Origin of the sequence: Achromobacter sp. Bel, assembly GCF_012928505.1 — a bacterium.
Classification (GTDB): domain Bacteria; phylum Pseudomonadota; class Gammaproteobacteria; order Burkholderiales; family Burkholderiaceae_B; genus Achromobacter.
Genome location: NZ_JABBJN010000005.1, coordinates 186,814 through 209,582, shown reverse-complemented (window position 1 = coordinate 209,582; position 22,769 = coordinate 186,814). Strand labels below are relative to the sequence as shown.

Annotated in this window: 19 protein-coding genes; 13 read left to right on the top strand and 6 right to left on the bottom strand. The window is 65.6% G+C overall.

The features are described from left to right. From infB to typA, 4 genes are all read left to right on the top strand, one after another. Positions 1–2,194: translation initiation factor IF-2 (gene infB, locus HG262_RS05645; RefSeq protein WP_169270099.1), on the top strand; the 2,194-nt coding region annotated here is incomplete at its 5' end. A gap of 24 nt (positions 2,195–2,218) precedes the next feature. Further along, positions 2,219–2,620, top strand: a complete 402-nt coding sequence (rbfA, locus tag HG262_RS05640) for a 30S ribosome-binding factor RbfA (protein ID WP_006225083.1) — start codon at positions 2,219–2,221, stop codon at positions 2,618–2,620. Between the two features lie 38 nt (positions 2,621–2,658). Further along, positions 2,659–3,411, top strand: a complete 753-nt coding sequence (gene truB, locus HG262_RS05635) for a tRNA pseudouridine(55) synthase TruB (RefSeq protein ID WP_169270098.1) — start codon at positions 2,659–2,661, stop codon at positions 3,409–3,411. Continuing rightward, positions 3,408–5,231, top strand: coding sequence for a translational GTPase TypA (gene typA, locus HG262_RS05630; RefSeq protein WP_169270097.1), 1,824 nt, complete (start codon positions 3,408–3,410; stop codon positions 5,229–5,231). The genes truB and typA overlap by 4 nt, the downstream gene beginning before the upstream one ends. A gap of 98 nt (positions 5,232–5,329) precedes the next feature. On the opposite strand, the gene HG262_RS05625 is transcribed toward typA, so the two are convergent. Further along, entirely contained in the window at positions 5,330–5,728 is a 399-nt protein-coding gene (locus tag HG262_RS05625; RefSeq protein ID WP_169270096.1) for a 4-oxalocrotonate tautomerase, read from the bottom strand. 106 nt (positions 5,729–5,834) lie between these two features. Between HG262_RS05625 and HG262_RS05620 the strand changes: the two genes are divergently transcribed. Continuing rightward, the gene (locus HG262_RS05620; RefSeq protein ID WP_169270095.1) at positions 5,835–6,698 is read left to right on the top strand and encodes a LysR family transcriptional regulator; all 864 of its coding nucleotides are present in this window, start codon (positions 5,835–5,837) and stop codon (positions 6,696–6,698) included. 8 nt (positions 6,699–6,706) lie between these two features. On the opposite strand, the gene HG262_RS05615 is transcribed toward HG262_RS05620, so the two are convergent. Next, the gene (locus HG262_RS05615) at positions 6,707–7,630 is read right to left on the bottom strand and encodes a LysR substrate-binding domain-containing protein (protein ID WP_169270094.1); all 924 of its coding nucleotides are present in this window, start codon (positions 7,628–7,630) and stop codon (positions 6,707–6,709) included. 124 nt (positions 7,631–7,754) lie between these two features. Here HG262_RS05615 and HG262_RS05610 point away from each other — a divergent pair, with 124 nt between their 5' ends. Both HG262_RS05610 and HG262_RS05605 read left to right on the top strand, forming a co-directional pair. Further along, positions 7,755–8,738: a tripartite tricarboxylate transporter substrate-binding protein gene (locus HG262_RS05610; protein WP_169270093.1), complete on the top strand. Its 984-nt coding sequence runs from the start codon at positions 7,755–7,757 to the stop codon at positions 8,736–8,738. A gap of 47 nt (positions 8,739–8,785) precedes the next feature. Further along, positions 8,786–10,210: a M20 family metallopeptidase gene (locus HG262_RS05605; RefSeq protein WP_169270092.1), complete on the top strand. Its 1,425-nt coding sequence runs from the start codon at positions 8,786–8,788 to the stop codon at positions 10,208–10,210. Positions 10,211–10,253: 43 nt separating this feature from the next. Here the strand turns inward: HG262_RS05605 and HG262_RS05600 are convergent, their stop codons facing one another. Next, positions 10,254–10,880, bottom strand: a complete 627-nt coding sequence (locus HG262_RS05600) for a TIGR00730 family Rossman fold protein (protein ID WP_169270091.1) — start codon at positions 10,878–10,880, stop codon at positions 10,254–10,256. Positions 10,881–10,944: 64 nt separating this feature from the next. Between HG262_RS05600 and polA the strand changes: the two genes are divergently transcribed. From polA to HG262_RS05585, 3 genes are all read left to right on the top strand, one after another. Beyond that, positions 10,945–13,662 (top strand): DNA polymerase I, encoded by a 2,718-nt coding sequence (polA, locus tag HG262_RS05595; RefSeq protein ID WP_169270090.1) that lies wholly within the window; start codon positions 10,945–10,947, stop codon positions 13,660–13,662. A gap of 113 nt (positions 13,663–13,775) precedes the next feature. Next, positions 13,776–14,612 (top strand): ZIP family metal transporter, encoded by an 837-nt coding sequence (locus HG262_RS05590; RefSeq protein ID WP_169270089.1) that lies wholly within the window; start codon positions 13,776–13,778, stop codon positions 14,610–14,612. Between the two features lie 56 nt (positions 14,613–14,668). Further along, complete coding sequence (locus HG262_RS05585) at positions 14,669–15,457, top strand: dienelactone hydrolase family protein (protein ID WP_169270088.1); 789 nt, start codon at positions 14,669–14,671, stop codon at positions 15,455–15,457. A 525-nt stretch (positions 15,458–15,982) separates the two neighbouring features. Here HG262_RS05585 and HG262_RS05580 read toward each other — a convergent pair. After that, the gene (locus tag HG262_RS05580; RefSeq protein WP_169270087.1) at positions 15,983–17,644 is read right to left on the bottom strand and encodes a Na/Pi cotransporter family protein; all 1,662 of its coding nucleotides are present in this window, start codon (positions 17,642–17,644) and stop codon (positions 15,983–15,985) included. Positions 17,645–17,819: 175 nt separating this feature from the next. On the opposite strand from HG262_RS05580, the gene HG262_RS05575 reads away from it, so the two are divergent. Continuing rightward, a complete protein-coding gene (locus HG262_RS05575; RefSeq protein WP_169270086.1) occupies positions 17,820–19,211 on the top strand; it encodes an L-serine ammonia-lyase in 1,392 nt (463 codons plus the stop codon). Between the two features lie 92 nt (positions 19,212–19,303). Here the strand turns inward: HG262_RS05575 and htpX are convergent, their stop codons facing one another. Then, positions 19,304–20,185: a protease HtpX gene (gene htpX / locus HG262_RS05570; protein WP_169270085.1), complete on the bottom strand. Its 882-nt coding sequence runs from the start codon at positions 20,183–20,185 to the stop codon at positions 19,304–19,306. Between the two features lie 154 nt (positions 20,186–20,339). Between htpX and HG262_RS05565 the strand changes: the two genes are divergently transcribed. Both HG262_RS05565 and HG262_RS05560 read left to right on the top strand, forming a co-directional pair. Then, the gene (locus HG262_RS05565; RefSeq protein ID WP_169270084.1) at positions 20,340–21,194 is read left to right on the top strand and encodes a DMT family transporter; all 855 of its coding nucleotides are present in this window, start codon (positions 20,340–20,342) and stop codon (positions 21,192–21,194) included. A 31-nt stretch (positions 21,195–21,225) separates the two neighbouring features. After that, positions 21,226–22,077 carry a sulfurtransferase gene (locus tag HG262_RS05560; RefSeq protein ID WP_169270083.1) on the top strand — a complete coding sequence of 284 codons (852 nt, stop codon included), beginning with the start codon at positions 21,226–21,228 and terminating at the stop codon, positions 22,075–22,077. A 71-nt stretch (positions 22,078–22,148) separates the two neighbouring features. On the opposite strand, the gene HG262_RS05555 is transcribed toward HG262_RS05560, so the two are convergent. Next, positions 22,149–22,718: a phosphonate degradation HD-domain oxygenase gene (locus HG262_RS05555; RefSeq protein ID WP_169270082.1), complete on the bottom strand. Its 570-nt coding sequence runs from the start codon at positions 22,716–22,718 to the stop codon at positions 22,149–22,151. Between the last annotated feature and the right edge of the window lie 51 nt (positions 22,719–22,769).

Sequence of the window (22,769 nt, the reverse complement as noted above, 5' to 3'; positions counted from 1 at the left end):
GCCGCTCGCCGCCTCCGCCACGTCGGCTGGCCGCGATGAGGCCCGCCGTGCCGCCGAGGCCGAAGCCGCTGCGCTGCGCGAGATGCTGAACCGTCCCCGCAAGGTGCTGCGCGCGCCTGAGCCGGAGGCACCTGCCGCCCCCGCCGCTGCGCCCATTTCGGGCACGCTGCACAAGCCGGCCGGCAAACCGGGCGCCACGCCTGGCGCCAAGAAGGACGCCAAGCCCGCCGCACCGGGCGCGAAGAAGACCATCAAGACCGCTGAAGTCGCGTCGACCTGGTCTGACGACGCCTCGCGCAAGAAGCCCGCTGACAAGCCGGCAGCCCCGGCCAGCCGTGATGGCTGGCGCGCAGGCGGCAAGGGTGGTGGCAAGGGCGGCGGCCGTGGTGGCCGCAACCAGCAGAACGACCGCCGCAACGAGCCGGCGCCGCAAGAATTCATCGCACGTGAAGTCCACGTGCCGGAAACCATCAGCGTGGCCGACCTGGCCCACAAGATGTCCGTCAAGGCCGCCGAAGTCATCAAGCAGTTGATGAAACTGGGCCAGATGGTCACCATCAACCAGGTGCTGGACCAGGAAACGGCCATGATCGTGGTCGAGGAACTGGGCCACGTGGCGATCGCCGCCAAGCTGGATGATCCGGAAGCCTTCCTGGACGAAACCGCGACGGTTTCCGAAGCCGAGCAACTGTCGCGCGCCCCGGTCGTGACCGTCATGGGCCACGTCGACCACGGCAAGACCTCGCTGCTGGACTACATCCGCCGCGCCAAGGTCGCCGCGGGCGAAGCCGGCGGCATTACGCAGCACATCGGCGCCTACCACGTTCAAACCGAGCGCGGCATGGTGACCTTCCTTGACACCCCGGGTCACGAGGCGTTCACCGCCATGCGTGCTCGCGGCGCCAAGGCGACCGACATCGTCATCCTGGTGGTGGCTTCCGACGACGGCGTGATGCCGCAAACGCGTGAAGCCATCCACCATGCCAAGGCTGCGGGCGTGCCCATGGTCGTGGCCGTGACCAAGATCGACAAGCCGTCGGCCAACCCGGAACGCGTCAAGCAGGAACTGGTTGCTGAACAGGTCGTGCCGGAAGAATACGGCGGCGACGTGCCCTTCGTGGGTGTGTCCGCCAAGACCGGCGAAGGCATCGACGCCCTCCTCGAAAACGTGCTGCTGCAAGCCGAAGTGCTGGAATTGAAGGCACCGGTCGAAGCGCCCGCCAAGGGCCTGGTCATCGAAGCCCGTCTGGACAAGGGCCGCGGCCCGGTCGCGACGATCCTGGTGCAGAGCGGCACGCTCAAGCGCGGCGACGTGGTGCTGGCCGGCGCAAGCTTCGGCCGCGTCCGCGCCATGCTGGACGAGAACGGCAAGCCGATCCAGTCGGCCGGCCCGTCGATCCCGGTGGAAATCCAGGGCCTGACCGAAGTGCCCGCCGCCGGCGACGAGCTGATGGCGCTGACCGACGAGCGCAAGGCGCGCGAAATCGCGCTGTTCCGCCAAGGCAAGTTCCGCGACGTCAAACTGGCACGCCAACAGGCCGCCAAGCTGGAATCGATGTTCGACAACCTGGGCGAGGGCACGCAGACGCTCACGCTTATCGTCAAGACCGACGTGCAGGGTTCGCAGGAAGCGCTGGTCCAGTCGCTGGTCAAGCTGTCGACCGACGAAGTCCGTGTGCAAGTGGTGCACGCGGCCGTGGGCGGCATCTCGGAAACCGACATCAACCTGGCCATTGCCTCGAACGCTGTCGTGATCGGCTTTAACGTGCGTGCGGAAGCAAGCGCGAAGAAGCTGGCCGAGAACAACGGCATCGACGTGCGCTACTACAACATCATCTATGACGCCGTGGATGAAGTGAAGGCAGCCATGTCGGGCATGCTGGCGCCCGAGAAGAAAGAAGAAATCATCGGCCTGGTCGAGATCCGCGAGGTCTACAGCATCTCGCGCCTCGGTAACATCGCGGGTTGTATGGTGCTTGACGGCATCGTGCGTCGCGATTCCCAGGTGCGCCTGCTGCGCAACAACGTGGTCCACTGGACGGGGCATCTGGAATCGCTGCGCCGCTTCAAGGACGACGTCAAGGAAGTCAAGTCGGGCTTCGATTGCGGTCTTACGCTGCGCGGCAACAACGACATCCAGGTGGGCGACCAGCTGGAAGTCTTTGAAATCAAGGAAATCGCGCGTACGCTGTAAAGCGTCCGCGAGGCATTACTGCTAATGAGCCGTCACAAGTCCAAAGCTATCCCTGGCCGCAATTTGCGGTTGGCCGACCAGATCCAGAAGGATCTGGCCGGGATCATCCAGCGCGAGATCGACATGACTCGCGCGGGACTGATCACGCTCTCTGGTGTGGAACTGTCGACCGACTACGCGCATGCCAAGGTGTGGTTCACGGTTTTGGGCGCCGAGCCCGAAGCCGCGACCGCCTTGCTGAACGAGAAAGCCGGTTGGCTGCACTCGCAGCTGTACAAGCTGCTGCACATTCACACTGTCCCCACTTTGCGTTTCTTCCACGACGAGCAGATTGCCCGTGGTATCGAAATGTCGATCTTGATCGACCGCGCAAACCGGCCCGGCCCCCACTCGGGCGTGCCCGACGAACCTGAAGACCAGTCCTGATCGGGCTGTCGTCACTGCTCTAAACACGGATTCCGACGATGGCTAAACGACGCGGGCTTGCGCTCGACGGTGTGCTGTTGCTCGACAAACCCGTAGGTTTGTCGAGCAACCACGCCTTACAACGCGCCAAGCGTGCCATGGATGCGGCGAAAGCCGGCCACACGGGCACGCTGGACCCCTTCGCCACCGGCTTGCTGGTGTGCTGCATGGGACGCGCGACCAAGATTTCCGGCGCGATGCTTAACGCCGACAAGGCATATCGCGCTACGCTGCAATTTGGCAGTGAAACCGATTCTGGCGATTTGACCGGCAATGTCGTGTCGACCGCCGAACCGGGCTTTGCCGTAGAGGAACAGGCACTGCGCGACGCGCTGTCACGTTTCTCGGGCACGATCGAGCAGATTCCGCCGATGTATTCCGCGCTCAAGCGCGACGGCAAGCCGCTGTACGAGTACGCGCGCGCCGGCATCGAGCTGGAGCGCGCACCGCGCCAGATCACGATTCACCGCATTGAGCTGCTGTCCCTGTCGGGGACGCAGGCAGAGATCGATGTGGCTTGCAGTAAAGGCACATACATCCGGACACTGGCCCAGGACATCGGGCGCGTGCTGGGCTGTTACGCCCACCTGACGGCGCTGCGGCGCACGCATGTCGGGCCATTTTCTCTGGAACGCGCCGTTGAGCTGGAAGCCTTGCAGGCCATGCCAGACCCCAAGCAGGCATTGCTTGCACTGAACGAATTGCCGGAGGGCTTGCTGCCCTCCACCCTGACCTTAAAGGACTCGCTATGACTCGCGCCTTGCGCAACGTCGCCATCATCGCCCACGTGGACCACGGTAAAACAACCCTGGTCGACCAGCTGCTGCGCCAATCCGGCACCTTCCGCGAAAACCAGGCGCTGACCGAACGGGTCATGGACTCGAACGATCTGGAAAAAGAACGCGGCATCACGATTCTGGCCAAGAACTGTGCCGTTGAATACGAAGGCACGCACATCAACATCGTCGACACCCCGGGACACGCGGACTTCGGCGGCGAAGTCGAACGCGTGCTGTCCATGGTCGACGGCGTGCTGCTGCTGGTGGACGCCGTTGAAGGCCCGATGCCGCAGACCATTTTCGTGACCCGCAAGGCGTTGGCCCTGGGCCTGAAGCCGATCGTCGTGGTCAACAAGGTCGACCGCCCGGGCGCCCGCACCGACTTCGTCATCAACGCCACGTTCGACCTGTTCGACAAGCTGGGCGCCACCGAAGAGCAGCTGGACTTCCCGGTGGTGTACGCCTCGGGCCTGTCGGGCTACGCCGGCCTGACGCCGGACGTGCGCGAAGGCAACATGCGTCCTCTGTTCGAAGCCATCCTGCAGCACGTGCCGCAGCGCGACGACGACCCCAACGGTCCGTTGCAGATGCAGATCATCTCGCTGGACTACAACAGCTACGTCGGCAAGATCGGCGTGGGCCGCATCAACCGTGGCCGTATGCGCCCCGGCATGGAAGTGGCTTACAAGTTCGGTCCTGAAGGCCAGGGCGGCCGCGGCCGCATCAACCAGGTGCTGAAGTTCCATGGCCTGGAACGCATCGTGGTGGATGAAGCTGAAGCCGGCGACATCGTGCTGATCAACGGCATTGAAGAATTGGGCATCGGCTGCACCGTCACCGACGTGACGACGCAGGAAGCCCTGCCGATGCTGCGCATCGACGAGCCGACGCTGACCATGAACTTCATGGTGAACACGTCGCCGCTGGCCGGCCGCGAAGGCAAGTTCGTGACGAGCCGCCAAGTGCGCGACCGCCTGGACCGCGAACTGAAGTCCAACGTGGCGCTGCGTGTGCGCGACACCGGCGACGACACGGTGTTCGAAGTGTCGGGCCGTGGCGAACTGCACCTGACGATTCTGCTGGAAACGATGCGCCGCGAAGGTTACGAGCTGGCGGTGTCGCGTCCGCGCGTGGTGTTCAAGGACATCGACGGCGTGAAGTGCGAGCCGTTTGAATCGCTGACGGTCGACGTCGAAGACGCCCACCAGGGCGGCGTGATGGAAGAACTGGGCCGCCGCAAGGGCGACCTGCAGGACATGCAGCCGGACGGCCGTGGCCGCACCCGCCTGGAATACCTGATTCCGGCCCGTGGCCTGATCGGCTTCCAGAACGAGTTCCTGACGCTGACGCGCGGCACGGGCTTGATGAGCCACATTTTCCATGAGTACGCCCCGGTCAAGGAAGGTTCGATCGGCGAGCGCCGCAACGGCGTGCTGATCAGCCAGGACCATGGCGACGCCGTGGCCTACGCTCTGTGGAAGCTGCAGGACCGCGGCCGCATGTTCGTGAGCCCGGGCGATGCGCTGTACGAAGGCATGATCATCGGTATCCACAGCCGCGACAACGACTTGGTCGTGAACCCGATCAAGGGCAAGCAGCTGACCAACGTGCGCGCCTCGGGCACCGACGAAGCCGTGCGCCTGGTTCCGCCGATCCAGATGTCGCTGGAATACGCCGTGGAATTCATCGACGACGACGAACTCGTGGAAATCACCCCGAAGTCGATCCGTCTGCGCAAGCGCTACCTGCTGGAAAACGAACGCAAGCGCGCTGCGCGCGACGCCGCCGTCTAAGCGGACCGGGGCCAGCGCCCCTTGCGTTTCGGCTGTATGTGAAAAAGCCGCGCACCTTCAGGGGTGCGCGGCTTTTTTTCGTCCGGCCAGGCCCGGCGCTAGACGCCGTTCTGCTGGTGCCGGTATTCCTGCGTGGCTCCGCCGTAGCCATAGGCGGCTGCCCGCGCGTCGATCACGTGCACGTACGAGCATTCGTGCAGCTCGCCCAGGATGTCCTGGAACGACGCGTAGATCGCTTTGATGAAGCGCGCCTTTTCGCCTTTGGTGTTGGTCTCGTCGGTGACGCTGATGTCCAGGTGGAACGCGTTCTTGCCGAGTTCCGACAGCGGGCGGCCGCCGATGAACCACAGGTCGTGCGGGATGTGCTGCAGCGTGATCGCGATGACCGGCAGCTGTTTTCCCAGTACAGACTGGGTCAGTCCGGCCACGGCGTCGACGACGCGGCGGTTGATGGCGGCATCGGAAGTGCCGGAGAGATGGACGACGATGTGAGGCATGAGCGACTCCTGATCGGGTAGGTGTGAAGCCAGTTTAGGAGTCTGATTGACATCGGAAAAGCGGGAAATTACGATTCTATCCATCGTGTAATCCGTTGGATAAGCCATGGCTGGATTTGATCTGGACCAGTTGCGCACGCTGGTTGCCGTGCTGGATTCCGGCAGCCTGACGGCGGCGGCGCCGAAGGTCTTCCTGTCGCAATCGTCTGTCAGCGAGCAGATGCGCAAACTGGAAGACCGCGCGGGGCAACCCTTGCTGGTGCGCGGCAAGGCGGGCGTGGCGGCGACGCCGGCCGGCGAGCGCCTGTTGACGCATGCGCGCGCCATTCTGGCGCTGAGCGACGAGGCGTACCGCGACCTGCGGGGCGTGGCGTTGCGGGGCGAACTCCGGCTGTGCATCACGGACTATTTCCGCCCGGGCGACGTGGCGCGGATGCTGCGGCGCCTGAACGAGCAGTATCCGCAGGTACGCCTGCATGTGACGATCATGAAGAGCGGGGCGATCGAGGCCGCCTACGAGCGCGGCGAAATCGACGTAGGCATCTCGATGTCGATCCAGGAGCGCGGTGCGCCCCGCGCCCGGGCGCAGGGTGCCTTGCTGCGCCGCGAACCCTTGCTATGGATGGCCTCGGAAGGCGCGGGCCAGCCTTCCGGCCCACCCTTGCCATTGCTGGTGCTGCCAGAGACGTGCGCCTTGCGCCAGTACGTCGAACGGCTGTTGTCGCGTCGTGGCGTGCCCTACGCGGTGGCGCATGTGGCGTCTGGCGTGGCGGGGTTGCAGTTGGCCATTTCGGCAGGCCTGGGCGTGGCCTGCCTGAACGAATCCGCGCTGGCGCCGGGCATCGTTCGCCTGCACGCCGCCGGGCTGCCGGCACTGCCAGCGGTGGAATTCCGCTTGTTGCCCGCCAGGGCGGGCGAAAGCGAATTCATCGGCCTGGCGCGCGAGGCCATCATCAAGACGATGAGCTGATTCCCGCTTCAACCGCGCAGCCATTCCAGGAAATCGCGGCCGGGGCCTTGCCCGCGGACCACGGCGCCGATGGGCGCGAAGGCGCCGGGCGATTCGATCGCCACGCGCTGGAAATGCCCATGCTGAAGATACCAGTTGGCCAGCGTCAGCGGCACCATGGCCAGCGCCTGCTGGGCCTGCATGACGGCAATCAGCAACGGCATGGGCGGCGCGGCGCTGGCCAGGCGGCAGCGGCGGGGCACGACACCGGCACGCTCGAAGAAGGCGGTAAAGACGGCGTGGATGGCGAGTTCGGGGCGGGGCTCGATCCACAGCTGCGAGGCCACCTGTTCCAGCGTCGGCGTGCGTCCGGGCGCAAGCAGCGGATGTCCGGCCGCCGCCACGATCACGGCGGCGTCCTGCTGCAGCGGCACGAATTCCAGGCCGGCGGGCACCGCTTCCGGGCGGCGGCACAACAGCATGTCGAGGCTGCCGCTGGCCGCAAGCGGCAGCAATTGTTCGCGGCTGCCTTCCACCACTTCCACATGCAGGTCCGGATACGCCGTCATATAGGCGGGCAGGCGTTCGGCCAGCAGGCCGCCGCTGGCGGCGGGGATCGCCCCCAGCCGCAGGCTGCCTGCCGCCCCGTCGCGCAGCGCGGCCACGGAGTTGGTCGAGGCGCGCAAGGTCGTCAGCATGCCGCGCGCGCATTCCGCCATGAGCTGGCCGCTGCGGGTGGTGCGCATGCCGCGGGCGTGGCGTTCGAACAGGCGCACGCCCAGCAGGTCTTCGATGTCGGCCAGCGCGTGGGTGGCGGCGGGCTGGCTCAAGCCGATATGGCTGGCTGCCTGCTGGATGCTGCCCAGGTCGGCAATGCTGGCCAGCAATTGCAGGTGGCGCAGCCGCCCTTTGGCAAGCAGGCGGGAAAGCAGGGTGGCGGGTGCGACATCCATGGATGGTCGTCAAGATATTCAAAATATGAATATATCTACGCATTAATGTATTTGAAATAAGGATATGCCCTGGCCACAATGCAGCGATTCGGTTTTCGCTTGCATCCTTAGGAGTGGCTGGCCCATGAAGTCCCGTCTGCTGCATGCCGTCGTCTGCGCTGTCGCCTTTGGCGCGCCTGTTTTCGCCGCCGCCCAAGGGGCGTACCCGTCTGAGCCTGTGCGCCTGATCGTGCCATTCGCGCCGGGTGGCTCCACTGACGTGCTGGCGCGCGCCGTGGCCGACGGTTTGCGCAAGGAATTAGGCCAGAGCGTGGTCGTGGAAAACCGCGCCGGCGCCGGCGGGCTGATCGGCACGGAAGCGGTGGCGCGCGCCGATGCGGACGGCTACACGCTGGGCATGGCGACGGTCAGCACGATGGCCGTCAACCCCTTGTTGTACGGCACGCAACGGGTCGACCCCGCCCGCCAGTTGGCGCCGGTGGCGTCTGTGGCGACGGTGCCGGTGGTATGGATGGTGAATCCGGCCTTTCCCGCCCATGATTTCCCACAATTCCTGGCCGAGCTACGCGCGCATCCCGGGAAGTATTCCTTCGGTTCGCCCGGCGTCGGGTCGCTGGGCCACTTGAACCTGGCCGCCATGAACGCCGAGCTGAAGGTCGATGTGCTGCATGTGCCTTACCGCGGCATGGGGCCGGCGCTGACCGCCGCCGTGGGTGGCGAAGTGCAGGTGCAGCAGGATCAGTACGCGTCGGCGCAATCGTTGATCAAGGCGGGCAAGCTGCGGGCCATCGCCGTGTCGGCGCCCGCGCGGCTGGCGGGCATGCCGGATCTGCCGACGCTGGGGGAATTGGGGTATCCGCAGTTGAACGCGCTGGGCCAGACCTGGTTCGGGCTGGTCGCGCCCGCAGGCACGCCGGACGCCGTGGTGCAGACGCTGAATCTGGCCGTGGGCCGTGCGTTGGCAGACCCCGCGTTGGTGCAGCGCCTGGCGACGCTTGGCGCGCAGCCGGACGGGGGCACGCCGGCGGCGTTTGCGCAGCGCATTGCCCAGACGCTGGCCGCCAACCGCAAAATCATTGAAACTGCCGGGATCAAGCTTGACGAATGACCGGCTTTTTTCAACGGGACAGGATCAACCCTTTCACTGGAGAAGCAATGGGTGCCATCGACAAACTTGCGCCGTTCATCGACGCGCGCAGCGACCGTTACGCGGACCTGAGTGACCGCATCTGGAGCCTGGCCGAACTGCGCTACGACGAGCACAAGTCGGCCGAGCTGCATATCGCGATGCTGGAAGTAGCGGGTTTCCGCATCACGCGGGACGCGGCCGGCATCCCCACCGCCTTCGTGGCTGAAGCCGGCCAGGGCGGCCCCGTCATCGGCATCCTGGGGGAGTACGACGCGCTGTCGGGCCTGAGCCAGGAAAGCGGCGCGTTCGCCTGCCAACCGTCGCCCGAGACGCCCAACGGCAACGGCCATGGTTGCGGCCATCACCTGCTGGGGACGGCCGCGCATTTCGCTGCGGTGGCCGTGAAGGAATTCCTGGAAGCCAACCAGTTGCCGGGTACGGTCCGATTCTACGGATGTCCGGCGGAAGAGGGCGGTTCGGGCAAGACGTTCATGGCGCGCGCCGGCCTGTTCGACGATCTGGACGCCGCCTTGACCTGGCATCCCGCATCGCACACGGGAATCTTCCACCAGTCGTCGCTGGCCAATATCCAGGCCTACTTCCGCTTCCGGGGAATCGCCGCGCATGCCGCGAATTCGCCGCACCTTGGCCGCAGCGCGCTGGACGCGGTGGAGCTGATGAATGTGGGCGTGAACTACCTGCGCGAACACATGGTGCCGGATGCGCGCGTGCATTACGCCGTGACCAATAGCGGTGGCATCTCGCCCAACGTGGTGCAGGCCCGCGCCGAGGTCCTGTACCTGGTGCGCGCGCCGGTCAATTCGCAGGCCTCGGAGCTCTACGAGCGCGTGAAGAACGTGGCGCGGGGCGCGGCGCTGATGACGGGCTGCGAGCTGGATATTGTGTTCGACAAGGCTTGCTCGAACTACATGCCCAACCGCGTATTGAACGAAGTGATGTACGCCAACATGCAGGCGCTGCAAGGGCCTGCCTACACGCCGGGCGAAGCGCAGACGGCGCGCCGCATGTGGGATTCGATCACGGAAGACGATATCGACAACGCGGGCAAGAACCTGGGCGCGGTGCTGCGCAACCCCACCCCGCTGTTCTCCGGCGTGGCGCCTTTCGATCCCGCCAAGACCGAGATCAGCTACGGATCCACCGATGTCGGCGACGTCAGCTGGGTGACGCCCACGGCGCAGTGCTGGGGTGCGTGCTACGCCTACGGCACGCCGTTCCATTCGTGGCAGATGGTGGCGCAGGGCAAGTTGTCCATGGCGCACAAGGGCATGGTGCATGCGGCCAAGATCATCGCGGCGACCGCCGCCGATCTGTACACGCAGCCCGAGGCGCTGGCCCGGGCCAAGGAGGAATTGCTGGAGGCGCGCCGCGGCCAGCCTTACCAGTGCCCGATCCCGGCCGAGGTCGTGCCGTCGTTCATGCGGAAGTGAAAAATGCCCCCTCGGGGGCATTTTTCATGGGCCGTAAGAAAATTCAGGCCGGCAGGGAGGGCGCGTATTGCGCGTCCGAGTTGACCTTTTCGTGGAACTCCACCACGCGGCGCACCACCTTGACGGGATCGTCTTCGATGATGAAGAGGTCCAGATCGTGCGCGCCGATCATGCCGTTGGCCAGCACCTGGCCGCCCAGCCATTCCACCAGGCCCGACCAGTATTCGCTGCCCACCAACACGATGGGCGCGGGCGGGACCTTGCCCGTCTGGATCAGCGTCAATGCTTCGAAGAGCTCATCCAGGGTGCCGAAGCCGCCGGGCATCGCCACATAGGCGAAGCTGTGCATGAAGAACGTGGCCTTGCGCGAAAAGAAATATTCGAACGACAGGCTGATGGTCTGGTATTCGTTGTTGTGCGCTTCGTGCGGCAGGCTGATGTTCAACCCGATGCTGGTGCCGCCCGCTTCGAATGCGCCTTTGTTGGCTGCCTCCATGATGCCGGGGCCGCCCCCGGCGATGACCGCGAAACCGGCGCCGGCGAGGGCGGCCGAGATGGCGATGGTGGTTTCATAGTGGGGGGAATTGCGACTGACTCGTGCACTGCCGAAGACGCTGACTGCGGGCCCGATGTTTGCGAGCTTGTCTGCCGCCGTCCGTATCTCTGACATAATCAGCGGAATTTGTTTGTTGGCGGGTGTTTCCGCAGTTATTGCCATATCTGCCTTTGTAACCATGAAAAAAACCTTATTACTGGTCGACGGTTCAAGTTACTTGTACCGCGCTTTCCACGCTATGCCTGATTTGCGCAATGCGCAAGGCGAACCTACGGGTGCGCTCTACGGCGTGGTGAACATGTTGCGCAAGCTTGTATCTGACCACAAGGCAGAGTATGCCGCATGTATTTTCGATGCACGCGGCAAGACGTTCCGGGACGATTTGTATCCCGAATACAAGTCGCACCGTCCTCCCATGCCCGAGGACCTGGCCGCGCAGATCGAACCCATCCACCGCGCCGTACGCGCGCTGGGCTGGCCGGTGCTGGCCATCGAGGGCGTCGAAGCCGACGACGTGATCGGCACCTTGGCCAAGCGAGCGGCCGAGCACGATGTGCACACCATCGTCTCCACCGGCGACAAGGATCTGGCGCAGTTGGTCAACAGCCACGTCACGCTCGTCAACACCATGACCGGTGAAGTGCTGGACGAGCCGGGCGTGGTCAACAAGTTCGGCGTGCCGCCCGACCGCATCGTCGACTACCTGATGCTGGTGGGCGACACGGTGGACAACGTCCCCGGCGTGACCAAGGTCGGCCCCAAGACGGCGGTTAAATGGTTGAGCGAATTCGGCTCCATCGACAAGCTGGTCGAAGGCGCCGACGGCATCAAGGGCGTGGCCGGCAGCAATCTGCGCGAGGCCATTCCGAATTTCCCGCTGACGCGCCAGTTGCTGACGGTGAAGTACGACTGCGACCTGACCGGACACGTCGAAAGCGTGGACGACCTGACGCCGCGCGAACGCGATGACGCCACACTGACCGAACTGTACGAACGCTACGGTTTCCGCACCTGGCTGCGCGACCTGACGGGCGACGCCGAGCGCGTGCCCACCGGGGATGCGCGCATCGCCGCCGAGGTGCCTGCGGCGCCCTCCGAATTGGACTACCGCATCCTCTCCGACTGGGCCGAATTCGACGCCTGGTTTGAGAAGCTGCAAAGCGCGCCCCTGGTGGCGCTGGACACCGAGACCACCTCGCTGGACCAGATGCAGGCCAGGCTTGTCGGCCTGTCGCTGGCGGTGGAGCCGGGCGTGGCCTGCTATATCCCCGTGGCGCATCGCGGCCCGGACGGCGCGACCCAGTTGCCCAAGGCCGAGGTGCTGGCGCGCTTAAAGCCGTGGCTTGAGGACGCTTCGCGCGCCAAGCTGCTGCACCACGCCAAGTACGACGCCCATGTGTTCGCCAACGAAGGCATCAAGCTTGCAGGCATTGCCGAAGACACGATGCTTGAAGCGTATGTGCTGGAATCCCATCGCGGCGTGGGCTTGAATGACCTGGCCCAGCGCTACCTGGGCCGCAGCGGCGTGTCCTACGAAGACCTGTGCGGCAAGGGCGCCAAGCAGATCGGCTTTGATGAAGTGGCCGTCGACAAGGCCGGCCACTACGCCGCCGAAGACGCCGATTTCACCTTGCAGTTGCATCAGGTGCTGCGTCCGATGGTGGCGGCCGACGTAGGGTTGAACCGCGTCTACCAGCTAGAGATCCAGGTGTCGGCGGTGCTGACCACCATCGAGCGCAACGGCGTGAAGGTGGATGCCGCCGAACTGGGCCGCCAAAGCCACAAACTGGGCCAGGAAATGCTGCGCCTGGAGCAAAAGGCCTATGAGCTGGCCGGCCAGCCCTTCAACCTGAATTCCCCCAAGCAATTGGGCGAGATCCTGTTCGACCGCATGCAGCTGCCGGTGGTGCGCAAGACCGCCGGCGGCGCGCCGTCCACGGACGAAGACGTGCTGACCAAGCTGGCGCAGGACTATCCTTTGCCCCAGGTGCTGCTGGAATACCGGGGCCTGTCCAAGCTGAAGTCGACCTACACCGATAAGCTGCCGCGCATGATCAACCCGAACACGGGGCGCGTGCACACGCGCTACTCGCAGGCGGCGGTGATCACGGGCCGCCTGGCGTCGTCCGACCCCAATCTGCAGAATATCCCGGTGCGCACCGAGGCTGGCCGCCGCGTGCGCGAAGCCTTCATCGCCGAACAGGGCATGTTGCTGTCGGCCGACTATTCGCAGATCGAGCTGCGCATCATGGCGCACGTCTCGGACGACGCCAACCTGCAGCGCGCCTTCGCCGCCGGCGAGGACATCCACCGCGCCACGGCGTCGGAGGTGTTCGGCGTGCCGTTGGCGGACGTGTCGACCGAGCAGCGCCGCGCCGCCAAGGCCATCAACTTCGGCTTGATCTACGGCATGGGCGTGTTCGGCCTGGCGTCCAACCTGGGCATCACGCGCGACGCGGCGCAGGCGTACATCGACCGCTATTTCGCCCGCTACCCCGGCGTGGCGATGTACATGGAAAACACGCGCCGGCTGGCGCGCGAACAGGGCTACGTGGAAACCGTGTTCGGGCGCCGCCTGCAATTGCCGGAAATCCGCGGTGCCTCCGGTCCGCGCCGGCAGGGCGCCGAGCGGGCCGCGATCAATGCGCCCATGCAGGGCACGGCGGCCGACCTCATCAAGATGGCCATGGTGGCCGTGCAGGACTGGCTGGAAGCCGAAAAGCTGCAGACCCGCATGATCATGCAAGTGCACGATGAACTGGTGCTGGAAGCGCCGGACGCCGAGATCGAATTGGTCAAGGAAATGCTGCCGCGCCTGATGTGCAATGTGGCCGAGCTGCGCGTGCCGCTGGTCGCCGAGGTGGGCGTGGGCAAGAACTGGGAACAGGCGCACTAAGCCCGGCACCCGTCGCCAGCAGGACCGGTGGGCCGCCTTTGGGTGGCCCATTTCCGATTTTGGGAATGCAACAATATAATGTTGCGCTTCCTCGCCTATATTGCGTCCCCAACATGTTGCTGCTCTGGGTCCTGCTTGCCACCGTCACCGGTGGCCTTATCGCCGTCCTTGTCGCCAGCTGGCTGGCTTACAAGGTATTCGCCCAATACCTGCATCACATGGTGAGCCTGTCGGTGGGCGTGCTGCTATCGGTGGCGCTCTTGCACTTGCTGCCCGAGGCCTTCGAGGGCGCGGTGGGCGATGCGCATACGCTGTTCGGGCTGATGCTGGCGTCGCTGATCGGCTTCTTCGTGCTGGAGAAGATCGCGCTGCTGCGCCATAGCCATCACCACGAGGGCGATGGCCATCATCATCACAAGGGCCACGACCACCACGAAGCTGGGCGGGGCGGCGTGCTGATCCTGATCGGCAGTTCGCTGCACAACCTGTGCGACGGCGTGCTGGTGGCGGCGGCGTTCCTGACGGATCCGCTGTTGGGCGTGCTGACGGCCGCCTCGATCATCGTGCACGAAGTGCCACACAAGCTGAGCGATTTCGTCGTGCTGCTCAATGCCGGGCTGGCTCGCCGCCGGGCCTTTACCCTGATTCTGTTCACCAGCTTGTGTTCAGCCGTGGGCGGCATAATAGGGTACTTCGTGCTTCAGCAAGCGCAGGGCTGGGTGCCCTATGTGCTGGTGATCGCCGCCAGCAGCTTCCTTTACATCTCGGTGGCCGACCTGATGCCGCAGATGCACGAACGGGTATCCCTTTCGGATGCCGTCCCGCAATTGCTGCTGGTAGGCGTGGGCGTGGCGCTGATCTATAGCGTGACGACGCTGATGCACGGGCACGAGCATGGAACCGACGCCGTCCGCGGCGCGCCCCATGCGGAGCACGCCCACCCGCACTAGGGACGCGCGCGGAAACGGGAGGCCCGGTGTCGTTGATCCCTACACAGGAGTACTCCATGAGTTTTTCCGCCGCCGCCGGCAACGTCGCTTCCACCGTCATCCATACGGATACGCAGGGCCTCGTCCACGGGGATTTCAAGCTACCCGTGGCCGATGGCTCCATCGCCGCCTACTACGCCGCGCCCGAAGGCCGCCAGGACCTGCCCATCGTGCTGGTCGTGCAGGAGATCTTCGGCGTGCACGAGCACATCAAGGACATTTGCCGCCGGGTCGCCAAGGCCGGTTATCTGGCCGTGGCCGCCAACCTGTACGAGCGGCAGGGCGATGCGTCGGTCTACACCGATATCCCGAAGCTCATCGCCGAGCTGGTCAGCAAGGTGCCGGACGAGCAGGTGTTCGCGGACCTGGACGCCAGCGTGGCCTGGGCTGCCCAGCACGGTGGCGACCCCAAGCGGGTGGCCGTCACGGGTTTCTGCTGGGGCGGACGCCTGACATGGATGTACGCCGCGCACAATCCCAACGTGCGCGCCGCCGTGGCCTGGTACGGCAAGCTCAGCGTCGGCCACGGTCCGCTGATCAAGCGCTTCGCCTATGACGTGGTCAATGAACTGCATGGCCCGGTGCTGGGGCTGTACGGCGCCAAGGATGCCAGCATCCCGGTGGCAGACATCGAGACCATGAAAACCAAACTGGCCAATGGCAACGCCGCCGCCAAGCAGTCGGAATTCGTGGTGTACCCGGACGCTGACCACGCCTTCATGGCGGACTACCGCGCCAGCTACAAGCCCGATGCCGCGAAAGATGGCTGGAAGCGGATGGTGGAGTGGTTCCAGCGGTATCTATAACTGGAAAGTATGAAAAAAGCCGACCTGCGGGTCGGCTTTTTTTGTGCCGGGCCGCCCCAAGGAAAAAAAGCCCCCTCGGGGGGCAGCTAGCTCACGTAGTGAGCGCGGCGTGGGGGCCCTTTTTTCCGCCGGGCCGCCCCCAGGAAAAAAGCCCCCTCGGGGGGGGCAGCTAGCTCACGTAGTGAGCGCGGCGTGGGGGCCCTTTTTTCCGCCGGGCCGCCCCAAGGAAAAAAAGCCCCCTCGGGGGGCAGCTAGCTCACGTAGTGAGCGCGGCGTGGGGGCCCTTTTTTCCGCCGGGCCGCCCCAAGGAAAAAAAAGCCCCCTCGGGGGGCAGCTAGCTCACGTAGTGAGCGCGGCGTGGGGGCCCTTTTTTCCGCCGGGCCGCCCCAAGGAAAAAAAGCCCCCTCGGGGGGCAGCTCGCTCACGTAGTGAGCGTGCGTGGGGGCCCTTTTTTCCGCCGGGCCGCCCCAAGGACCCCCCCCCTTGGGGGGCAGCTCGCTCACGTAGTGAGCGTGCGTGGGGGCCTCAATTCCCCGCTTCCCTTAGGCGGCTGGGGAGCAGTTCGCCGTGGCGGGCCAGCAGCGGATAAGCGGCGGCGCCCACCAGGTGGGAGTTGATCCCCTTCATGTCGCGCAGGATGTCCAGGTACAGCGCGCCGACTTCGGCGGCATCCACCTGGCCTGCCTTGATCTTCTGCAAGTGGGTGTCCGAAGCCTGGGTCTCGATCGTGCGGAAGCGGGCTTTTTCACCCGCCAGGGCGCGGGCCTGGCGCAGGTCGTCGTTGACGAAAAGCGCGGCGGCCTGGCGTTCGTTGGCGATCAATTGGCCTAGCGTGTCGTCCAGGCTGGCGCGCTGCTCGGGCGAAAAGGCCCAGCCCTGCTTGCGCAGCTTGGCTACGTGGCTGAGCAGGCCGTGATGGGCAATATCGCCCGCGTGGCCGATATTGCTGGTGAAGGCCAGAATGTCGTCCATGCGCTGGACGTCGTCGCGCGTCATGTTTTCCTGGTCCAGCGTGGCCAGATAGGTCGTGATGGCGTTTTCAAGCTTGTCCAGCGCAGCGTCCAGCTGGCGCGCCTGCACCATGCGGTGCCGGTTGTCGCGCTTGAAGCCGGCACGGGCGTACAGCAGCAGCGTTTGCACCATGTCGGCCATGCGCAGGGCCTCGCGGGCCGCATTGCCCAGCGCCACGGCGGGCACGTCGTGGGCCCATTCATCCAGGTATTGGGGACGGGACGGATCGTTCGGATCGGCGCGCTTGGGCAGCCAGCGGGTGAGCAGGGCGGCGTAGGGGGTCAAGAGCGGCAGGAATACCAGGGCGATCACCGCGTTGAACAGCGTATGGAAGTTGGCGACGGCGCGCGCCGGGTCGCTGGCCATTTCGCTCATCAGCGGTTGCAGCACCGGCAACAGCAACAAGCCGGCCAGCACGCCCAGCACGCGGGTCAGCAGGTTGCCCAGCGGCAGGCGGCGCGCGGCGGGGTCGTCGCCCGTCACGCCTTCGATCATCGGATTGATGGCGGTGCCCAGGTTGGCGCCCAGCACCAGCGCAAAGGCCACGTGCGGCGCGACCATGTGGTGGCTGGCCAGCGACATCACCAGCACGACGACGGCCACGCTGGAGTGCGCCGCCCAGGTGAAGGCGGCCGACAGCAGCACCGCGGCCACCGGCTGGGTGGCCAGGGCGTCCAGGATCATGCCCAGCATGGGGGCGGTCTGGAAGGGTTCGAACAGCTCGACCAATTGGTGCAAAGACAGCAGCAGCAGCCCCAGGCCGATGAACACCCGGCCCAGGTCGCGCGTGCGGCCGGGCGGATAGCGGCGGAACATCCAGACGCCCGCCAGGATCAGGATCGGGGCGAGCGAGGTCAGGTCGAAGGACAGCAGCTGGACGATCAGCGTGGTGCCGACATTGGCCCCCAGCATGGCGGCCAGGGCCGGCACCAGGCCGACGACCCCGCCGGCGGCGAAGCCGGTGATCATCAGGCCTGTAGCGGTGCTGCTTTGCAACGCGGCGGTAATGCCCAGGCCGGCGGCGAAGGCGCGCAGGCGGGTGCCCAGCGCTTTGCCCAGCGCCGCGCCCAGGGCGGCTCCGAAGGCGCGCTGGACGCCGGTTTGGACCATGTGCACGCCCCAAAGGAGCAGTGCGACGTAGCCGGCGAAGTCAAGCAGGGTAATAAGTCCAGACATCCAGGGGTGTTCCCTTCTTTTTATGACAAGAAATAATTCTGTAATGATCGCATGCCTGACCCGACGGGGGAAACCCGTAGCCGTGATACAGCATACGCCCGGCGGGGCTTTGCTGCGCGTAGCGGTGGCTACGCGTATCATTGCCTGACTATTCTTTGATGTACTGGAGTTTTGCGTGGCCGTTTCCGTATTCGACCTGTTCAAGATAGGCATTGGCCCGTCTAGCTCCCATACGGTGGGCCCGATGCGGGCCGCCTTGCTTTTCGCTCAAGGTCTGGAGCGCGACGGCCTGTTGCCGCGCGTGGCCTACGTCCGCGCCGAACTCTACGGATCGCTGGGCGCCACCGGCAAGGGGCACGGCACCGACAAGGGCGTGCTGTTGGGCCTGATGGGCGAAGCCCCTGATACGGTCGATCCCGCCGCCATCGTCGGCATGGTGGCCTCGGTGCGCGCCAGCCGCCAGTTGCCGCTGCTGGGCCGCCATCCGGTTCCTTTCATCGAAAAGGAGCACATGGTGTTTTACCGCCGCGAGGCGATGGCCGAACACCCGAACGGCATGAAATTCCATGCCTTCGACGCCAATGGCGAGTCGCTGCGCGAATCGCGGTACCTGTCGGTGGGCGGCGGCTTCGTGGTGACGGCGGGCGCCTCGAACAGCCAGGTCATCGCTGCGCACAACCAGTTGCCGTACCCGTTCCGCTCGGGCCGGGAACTGTTGACCATGTGTCGCGAAAGCGGGCTGTCGGTGGCCCAGCTGATGATGCAGAACGAGCTGACCTGGCGCGAGGCGTCGGAGACCAGCAGCGGGCTGGACCGCATCTGGCAGGTCATGCAGGACTGCGTGTCGCGCGGCTGCGGCATCAACTATCCGGAAGCCGACGGCGAATTGCCCGGCCCGCTGCGAGTGCGCCGACGCGCGCCCGAGCTGTACCGCAACCTGACGCAGCGCGCCGAACGCACGCTGTCCGACCCCTTGTCCGTGATGGACTGGGTCAACCTGTACGCGATGGCGGTCAACGAAGAGAACGCCGCGGGCGGCCGCGTCGTGACGGCGCCGACCAACGGCGCGGCGGGCATCATTCCGGCCGTGCTGCACTATTACGACCGCTTCGTGCCGGGCTCCAACCGCGAAGGCGTGCGGGAGTTCCTGTTGACCGCCGCGGCGGTGGGACTGCTGTACAAGTACAACGCCTCGCTGTCGGGCGCCGAAGTGGGGTGTCAGGGCGAGGTGGGCGTGGCGTGTTCGATGGCGGCCGGCGGCTTGGCCGCGGCATTGGGCGGCACGGTCGAGCAGGTCGAGAACGCCGCCGAGATTGGCATGGAGCACAACCTGGGCCTGACGTGCGACCCGGTGGGCGGCCTGGTGCAGATTCCCTGTATCGAGCGCAACGCCATGGCATCCATCAAGGCCGTGAACGCGGCCCGGATGGCGCTGCGCGGCGACGGGCAGCACTATGTGTCGCTGGATTCGGTGATCAAGACCATGCGCGAAACCGGCGCGGACATGAAGACCAAGTACAAGGAAACCGCGCGCGGGGGCCTGGCGGTGAACATCGTCGAGTGCTGACACTCCGCAGGCGCCGCCCATGAAAAAGTCCCTCCGAGGAGGGACTTTTTCATGGGCGGCGGCCGCGCGGGGGCGCGGGCCTGGCGCCGGCTTCAGATCACGCGCGCATTTTGCAGCGCGGCGATGCGGGACGGGATCGGCGGGTGCGAGGCGAACATGGCCGCCAGGCCGCCGCGTCCGGTGATGCCGGAGGCTTCAAACGACTTGGGCAGGTCGCCCGGTTCCAGGCCGCCCAGGCGGGCCAGAGCGCGGATCATGGGTTCGCGTGCACCCATCAGGTGGGCCGAGCCCGCGTCGGCGCGGTATTCGCGCTGGCGCGAGAACCAGGCCACGATGATCGAGGCCAGGACGCCGAAAATGATCTCACAGACCAGCACGGTGATGTAGTAGCCCGGGCCGATGCCGCGTTCGTTCTTGAACACGACGCGGTCGATGAAGTAGCCGACCACGCGGGCCAGGAACACAACGAACGTGTTCACCACGCCCTGGATGAGCGTCAGCGTGACCATGTCGCCGTTGGCGATGTGGGCCACTTCGTGCGCCAGCACGGCGGCGACTTCTTCTTCGCTCATGCTTTCCAACAGGCCCGTCGATACGGCGACCAGCGAGTCGTTCTTGAACGCGCCGGTGGCGAACGCGTTGGGGGCGCCGTCATAGATGGCGACTTCCGGGCGGCCGATGCCGGCGCGGTCTGCCAACTGGTGCACGGTGTCGAGCAGCCAGGCTTCGCGCTGGTTGCGCGGCGCGTTGGGATCCAGCACTTGCGCGCCGGTGCTCCATTTGGCCATCGGCTTGCTGATTAGCAGCGAGATGATCGCGCCCGTGAAACCCACCACGACCGAAAAGATCAGGAGGGCGTTGAGGTTCAGGCCGTTGGCGGTGATGTAGCGGTCTACGCCCAGGATGCGCAGCGTGGCCGACAGCACGAGCATGACGGCCAGGTTGGTGATGACGAACAAGACAATGCGTTTCATGTTTTTTGTGTTCCTCTGCGAGCGGGAAATACCCGGGTTCGACATCGCGGCGGCCCGCCAGTTCCCCGACTCGCCGGCACCGCTCCCGGTGACGGAGAGTATAGTATCGCTTTCCCCTATTTCTTCCCCACTTTTCCCTTAGCGCAGACCCCCAATGCAGGCTCTCTGGATGTTGCTGGCGTCCGCCATGTTCGCCATCATGGGGTCGTTCGTGAAGCTCGGTACCGAGCACGGCGCCTCCCTCCCGCAGATCGTGCTGTTCCGCGGGCTGCCTTCGGTGATCCTATTGCTGCTGTGGGCGCGTGCTGGCCGGCAATCGATCATCCCGACCAGCTGGAAGCTGCACCTGTGGCGCAACCTGTCCGGCGTCACGTCGATGTGGCTGGGCTTTTTCGCCATCTCGCACCTGCCGTTGGCCACCGCGACCAGCCTGAATTACACCGCGCCGCTTTTCATCGCCTGTTGGATGCTGGGCTGGGGCGGCGCGCAGCGCGACCCGGTACGCATCGTGGCGGTGGCGCTGGGCTTCCTGGGCGTGATCGCCGTGCTGCGTCCCAGCATCAACGACGACCAGTGGGTGGCGGCGGTGATGGGGATGGGCGCCGGCGCAATGTCGGCGATCGCCATGATGCAGATCCGCCAGCTTGGCCGGATCGGCGAACCCGAATGGCGCACGGTGCTGTTCTTTTCCGTGGCGGTCTGCGTGTCCAGCTTGGCCGGACTGTGGTTCGAAGGCTGGGGCCAGGCCGACTGGCAGGGCTACGCGTCGCTGTTCGGCGTGGGCGTGGCCGGCATGTTCGGCCAGTTGGCCATGACCCGGGCGTTCGGCATGGGGTCGGCGCTGCTGACTGCGGCGCTGCAATACAGCACCATTATCTTCGCGGCCTTGCTGGGCATGGGCTTCTGGGGCGACCACCTGGACGGCGTGGCCTGGGCCGGCATGGGCTTGATCATTTCCGCTGGGCTGCTGTCGGTGTGGCGCACGATGCGCGACCCCAAGCCGGCCTGACCCGCGTTCCTCTCGACCCGGAGCACAACGAATGCCGATGACACTGATTTCCGCCGCCGATCTGGCTGCGCGCCTGGATACGCCCGATGTGCGGGTGTTCGACGTGCGCCACGACCTGACCAACCACGCGGCCGGCCGCCAGGCTTATGACGCGGGCCATATTCCCGGCGCCCGCTACCTGGACCACGAGACCGAACTGGCCGCGCCGCGCACCGGCAAGAACGGCCGCCACCCCTTGCCCTCGCGCGCCGAATTCGGCGCGTTGATGGCCGCGTGCGGCGTGACGCCGCAGACGCTGGTCGTGGCCTACGACGCCAGCGGCGGCATGTACGCGGCGCACCTGTGGTGGATGCTGCGATGGCTGGGCCATGATCGCGTGGCGGTGCTGGACGGCGGCTGGCAGGCCTGGGTGTCAGCCGGACTGCCGACGACGACCGAGGCCGTAGCGCCCGTCCAGGCTGGAAAACCCGTGGAGTCTGGCGCGTCGCTGGCGGGCGCCGTGGACGCCACCGCCGTGCTGGCCAATATTTCCCAGCCGTCCTTCACCGTGATCGACGCGCGCGCTGCCAACCGCTACCGCGGCGAGGTCGAGCCCATGGATCCGGTAGCCGGGCACATTCCGGGCGCGTTGAACCGCCCCAACGGCGAAAACCTGCAAGCTGACGGCCGCTTCAAGAGCGCCGAGCAACTGCGCGCCGAATTCTCCGATCTGCTGGGGGGGCGCGACCCGGCATCCATCGTGCATCAGTGCGGCTCCGGCATCACTGCCTGCCACAACTTGCTGTCGATGGAGATCGCGGGCCTGTCGGGTTCGCGCCTGTACCCGGGTTCGTGGAGCGAGTGGTGCAGCGATCCGTCGCGTCCGGTGGCCAAGGGCGCCTGAGGCGGCCAGCGGCGGTAAGCCAGGGCGATTGCCCTGGCTTTGTCGCTTTGGCGTTTTTTTGCCTGCGGCCGCTACCAGATCGCGGCCAGCTTGACCCGCCCGGAGACGCTTTCGGCGATTTCCAGGAAATGGTCCAGGGGCGGTGTGGCCAGCCCCGGTACCTTGGCCATGTCGTCCCATCGTCTTAGACGAATCGCATCCGGCGCGCCCGGCATGCTGGCGAAATCCACCGCCTGGCCCGCATCGAAGCTGCCCCCCTGCAATGCCAGGCTGCGCTTCGAGTCTTCCGAGAGCGACGCTTCATATTGCGGTTCCACATAGCATAGGTAGCGCTTGGCTTCCACGTGGAGCCGGATGGGATCCAGCACGGCCGAGCTGAACAGCCCGCGCAGGAACGGCAGCACGAAATACTGGTGCTTGTCGTCGATGCCGCGCAGCGTGGGCGTGCCGGGCCGGTCGGCGATCAGATGGCCCAAGTCGTGTAGCAGGCAGGCGGTGATCAGTTGCGCGTTGGCGCCGTGCCGCTCGGCCAGCGCCGCCGTCTGCAGCGCATGCCGCAAATGGCTGACGGACTCGCCGTGATAGGAACGGTGTCCGCGTTCCAGGAAAATCTGCTCGATGTCTTGCAAGGTCAAGGCCATGGTTGTCTCCTGAGTGGCCGCAAGGGGGAGAGGCGGGCAGTGACCTTCGCG

What these genes read in the sequence shown, in the direction of transcription:
- HG262_RS05600 (WP_169270091.1), bottom strand. Translation starts at nt 10,880, where the DNA reads ATGTCAGAGATACGGACGGCGGCAGACAAGCTCGCAAACATCGGGCCC.
- HG262_RS05625 (WP_169270096.1), bottom strand. Translation starts at nt 5,728, where the DNA reads ATGCCTCACATCGTCGTCCATCTCTCCGGCACTTCCGATGCCGCCATC.
- typA (WP_169270097.1), top strand. Translation starts at nt 3,408, where the DNA reads ATGACTCGCGCCTTGCGCAACGTCGCCATCATCGCCCACGTGGACCAC.
- HG262_RS05620 (WP_169270095.1), top strand. Translation starts at nt 5,835, where the DNA reads ATGGCTGGATTTGATCTGGACCAGTTGCGCACGCTGGTTGCCGTGCTG.
- htpX (WP_169270085.1), bottom strand. Translation starts at nt 20,185, where the DNA reads ATGAAACGCATTGTCTTGTTCGTCATCACCAACCTGGCCGTCATGCTC.
- HG262_RS05615 (WP_169270094.1), bottom strand. Translation starts at nt 7,630, where the DNA reads ATGGATGTCGCACCCGCCACCCTGCTTTCCCGCCTGCTTGCCAAAGGG.
- HG262_RS05565 (WP_169270084.1), top strand. Translation starts at nt 20,340, where the DNA reads ATGCAGGCTCTCTGGATGTTGCTGGCGTCCGCCATGTTCGCCATCATG.
- HG262_RS05555 (WP_169270082.1), bottom strand. Translation starts at nt 22,718, where the DNA reads ATGGCCTTGACCTTGCAAGACATCGAGCAGATTTTCCTGGAACGCGGA.
- truB (WP_169270098.1), top strand. Translation starts at nt 2,659, where the DNA reads ATGGCTAAACGACGCGGGCTTGCGCTCGACGGTGTGCTGTTGCTCGAC.
- HG262_RS05610 (WP_169270093.1), top strand. Translation starts at nt 7,755, where the DNA reads ATGAAGTCCCGTCTGCTGCATGCCGTCGTCTGCGCTGTCGCCTTTGGC.
- HG262_RS05580 (WP_169270087.1), bottom strand. Translation starts at nt 17,644, where the DNA reads ATGTCTGGACTTATTACCCTGCTTGACTTCGCCGGCTACGTCGCACTG.
- HG262_RS05560 (WP_169270083.1), top strand. Translation starts at nt 21,226, where the DNA reads ATGCCGATGACACTGATTTCCGCCGCCGATCTGGCTGCGCGCCTGGAT.
- polA (WP_169270090.1), top strand. Translation starts at nt 10,945, where the DNA reads ATGAAAAAAACCTTATTACTGGTCGACGGTTCAAGTTACTTGTACCGC.
- HG262_RS05585 (WP_169270088.1), top strand. Translation starts at nt 14,669, where the DNA reads ATGAGTTTTTCCGCCGCCGCCGGCAACGTCGCTTCCACCGTCATCCAT.
- rbfA (WP_006225083.1), top strand. Translation starts at nt 2,219, where the DNA reads ATGAGCCGTCACAAGTCCAAAGCTATCCCTGGCCGCAATTTGCGGTTG.
- HG262_RS05605 (WP_169270092.1), top strand. Translation starts at nt 8,786, where the DNA reads ATGGGTGCCATCGACAAACTTGCGCCGTTCATCGACGCGCGCAGCGAC.
- HG262_RS05590 (WP_169270089.1), top strand. Translation starts at nt 13,776, where the DNA reads ATGTTGCTGCTCTGGGTCCTGCTTGCCACCGTCACCGGTGGCCTTATC.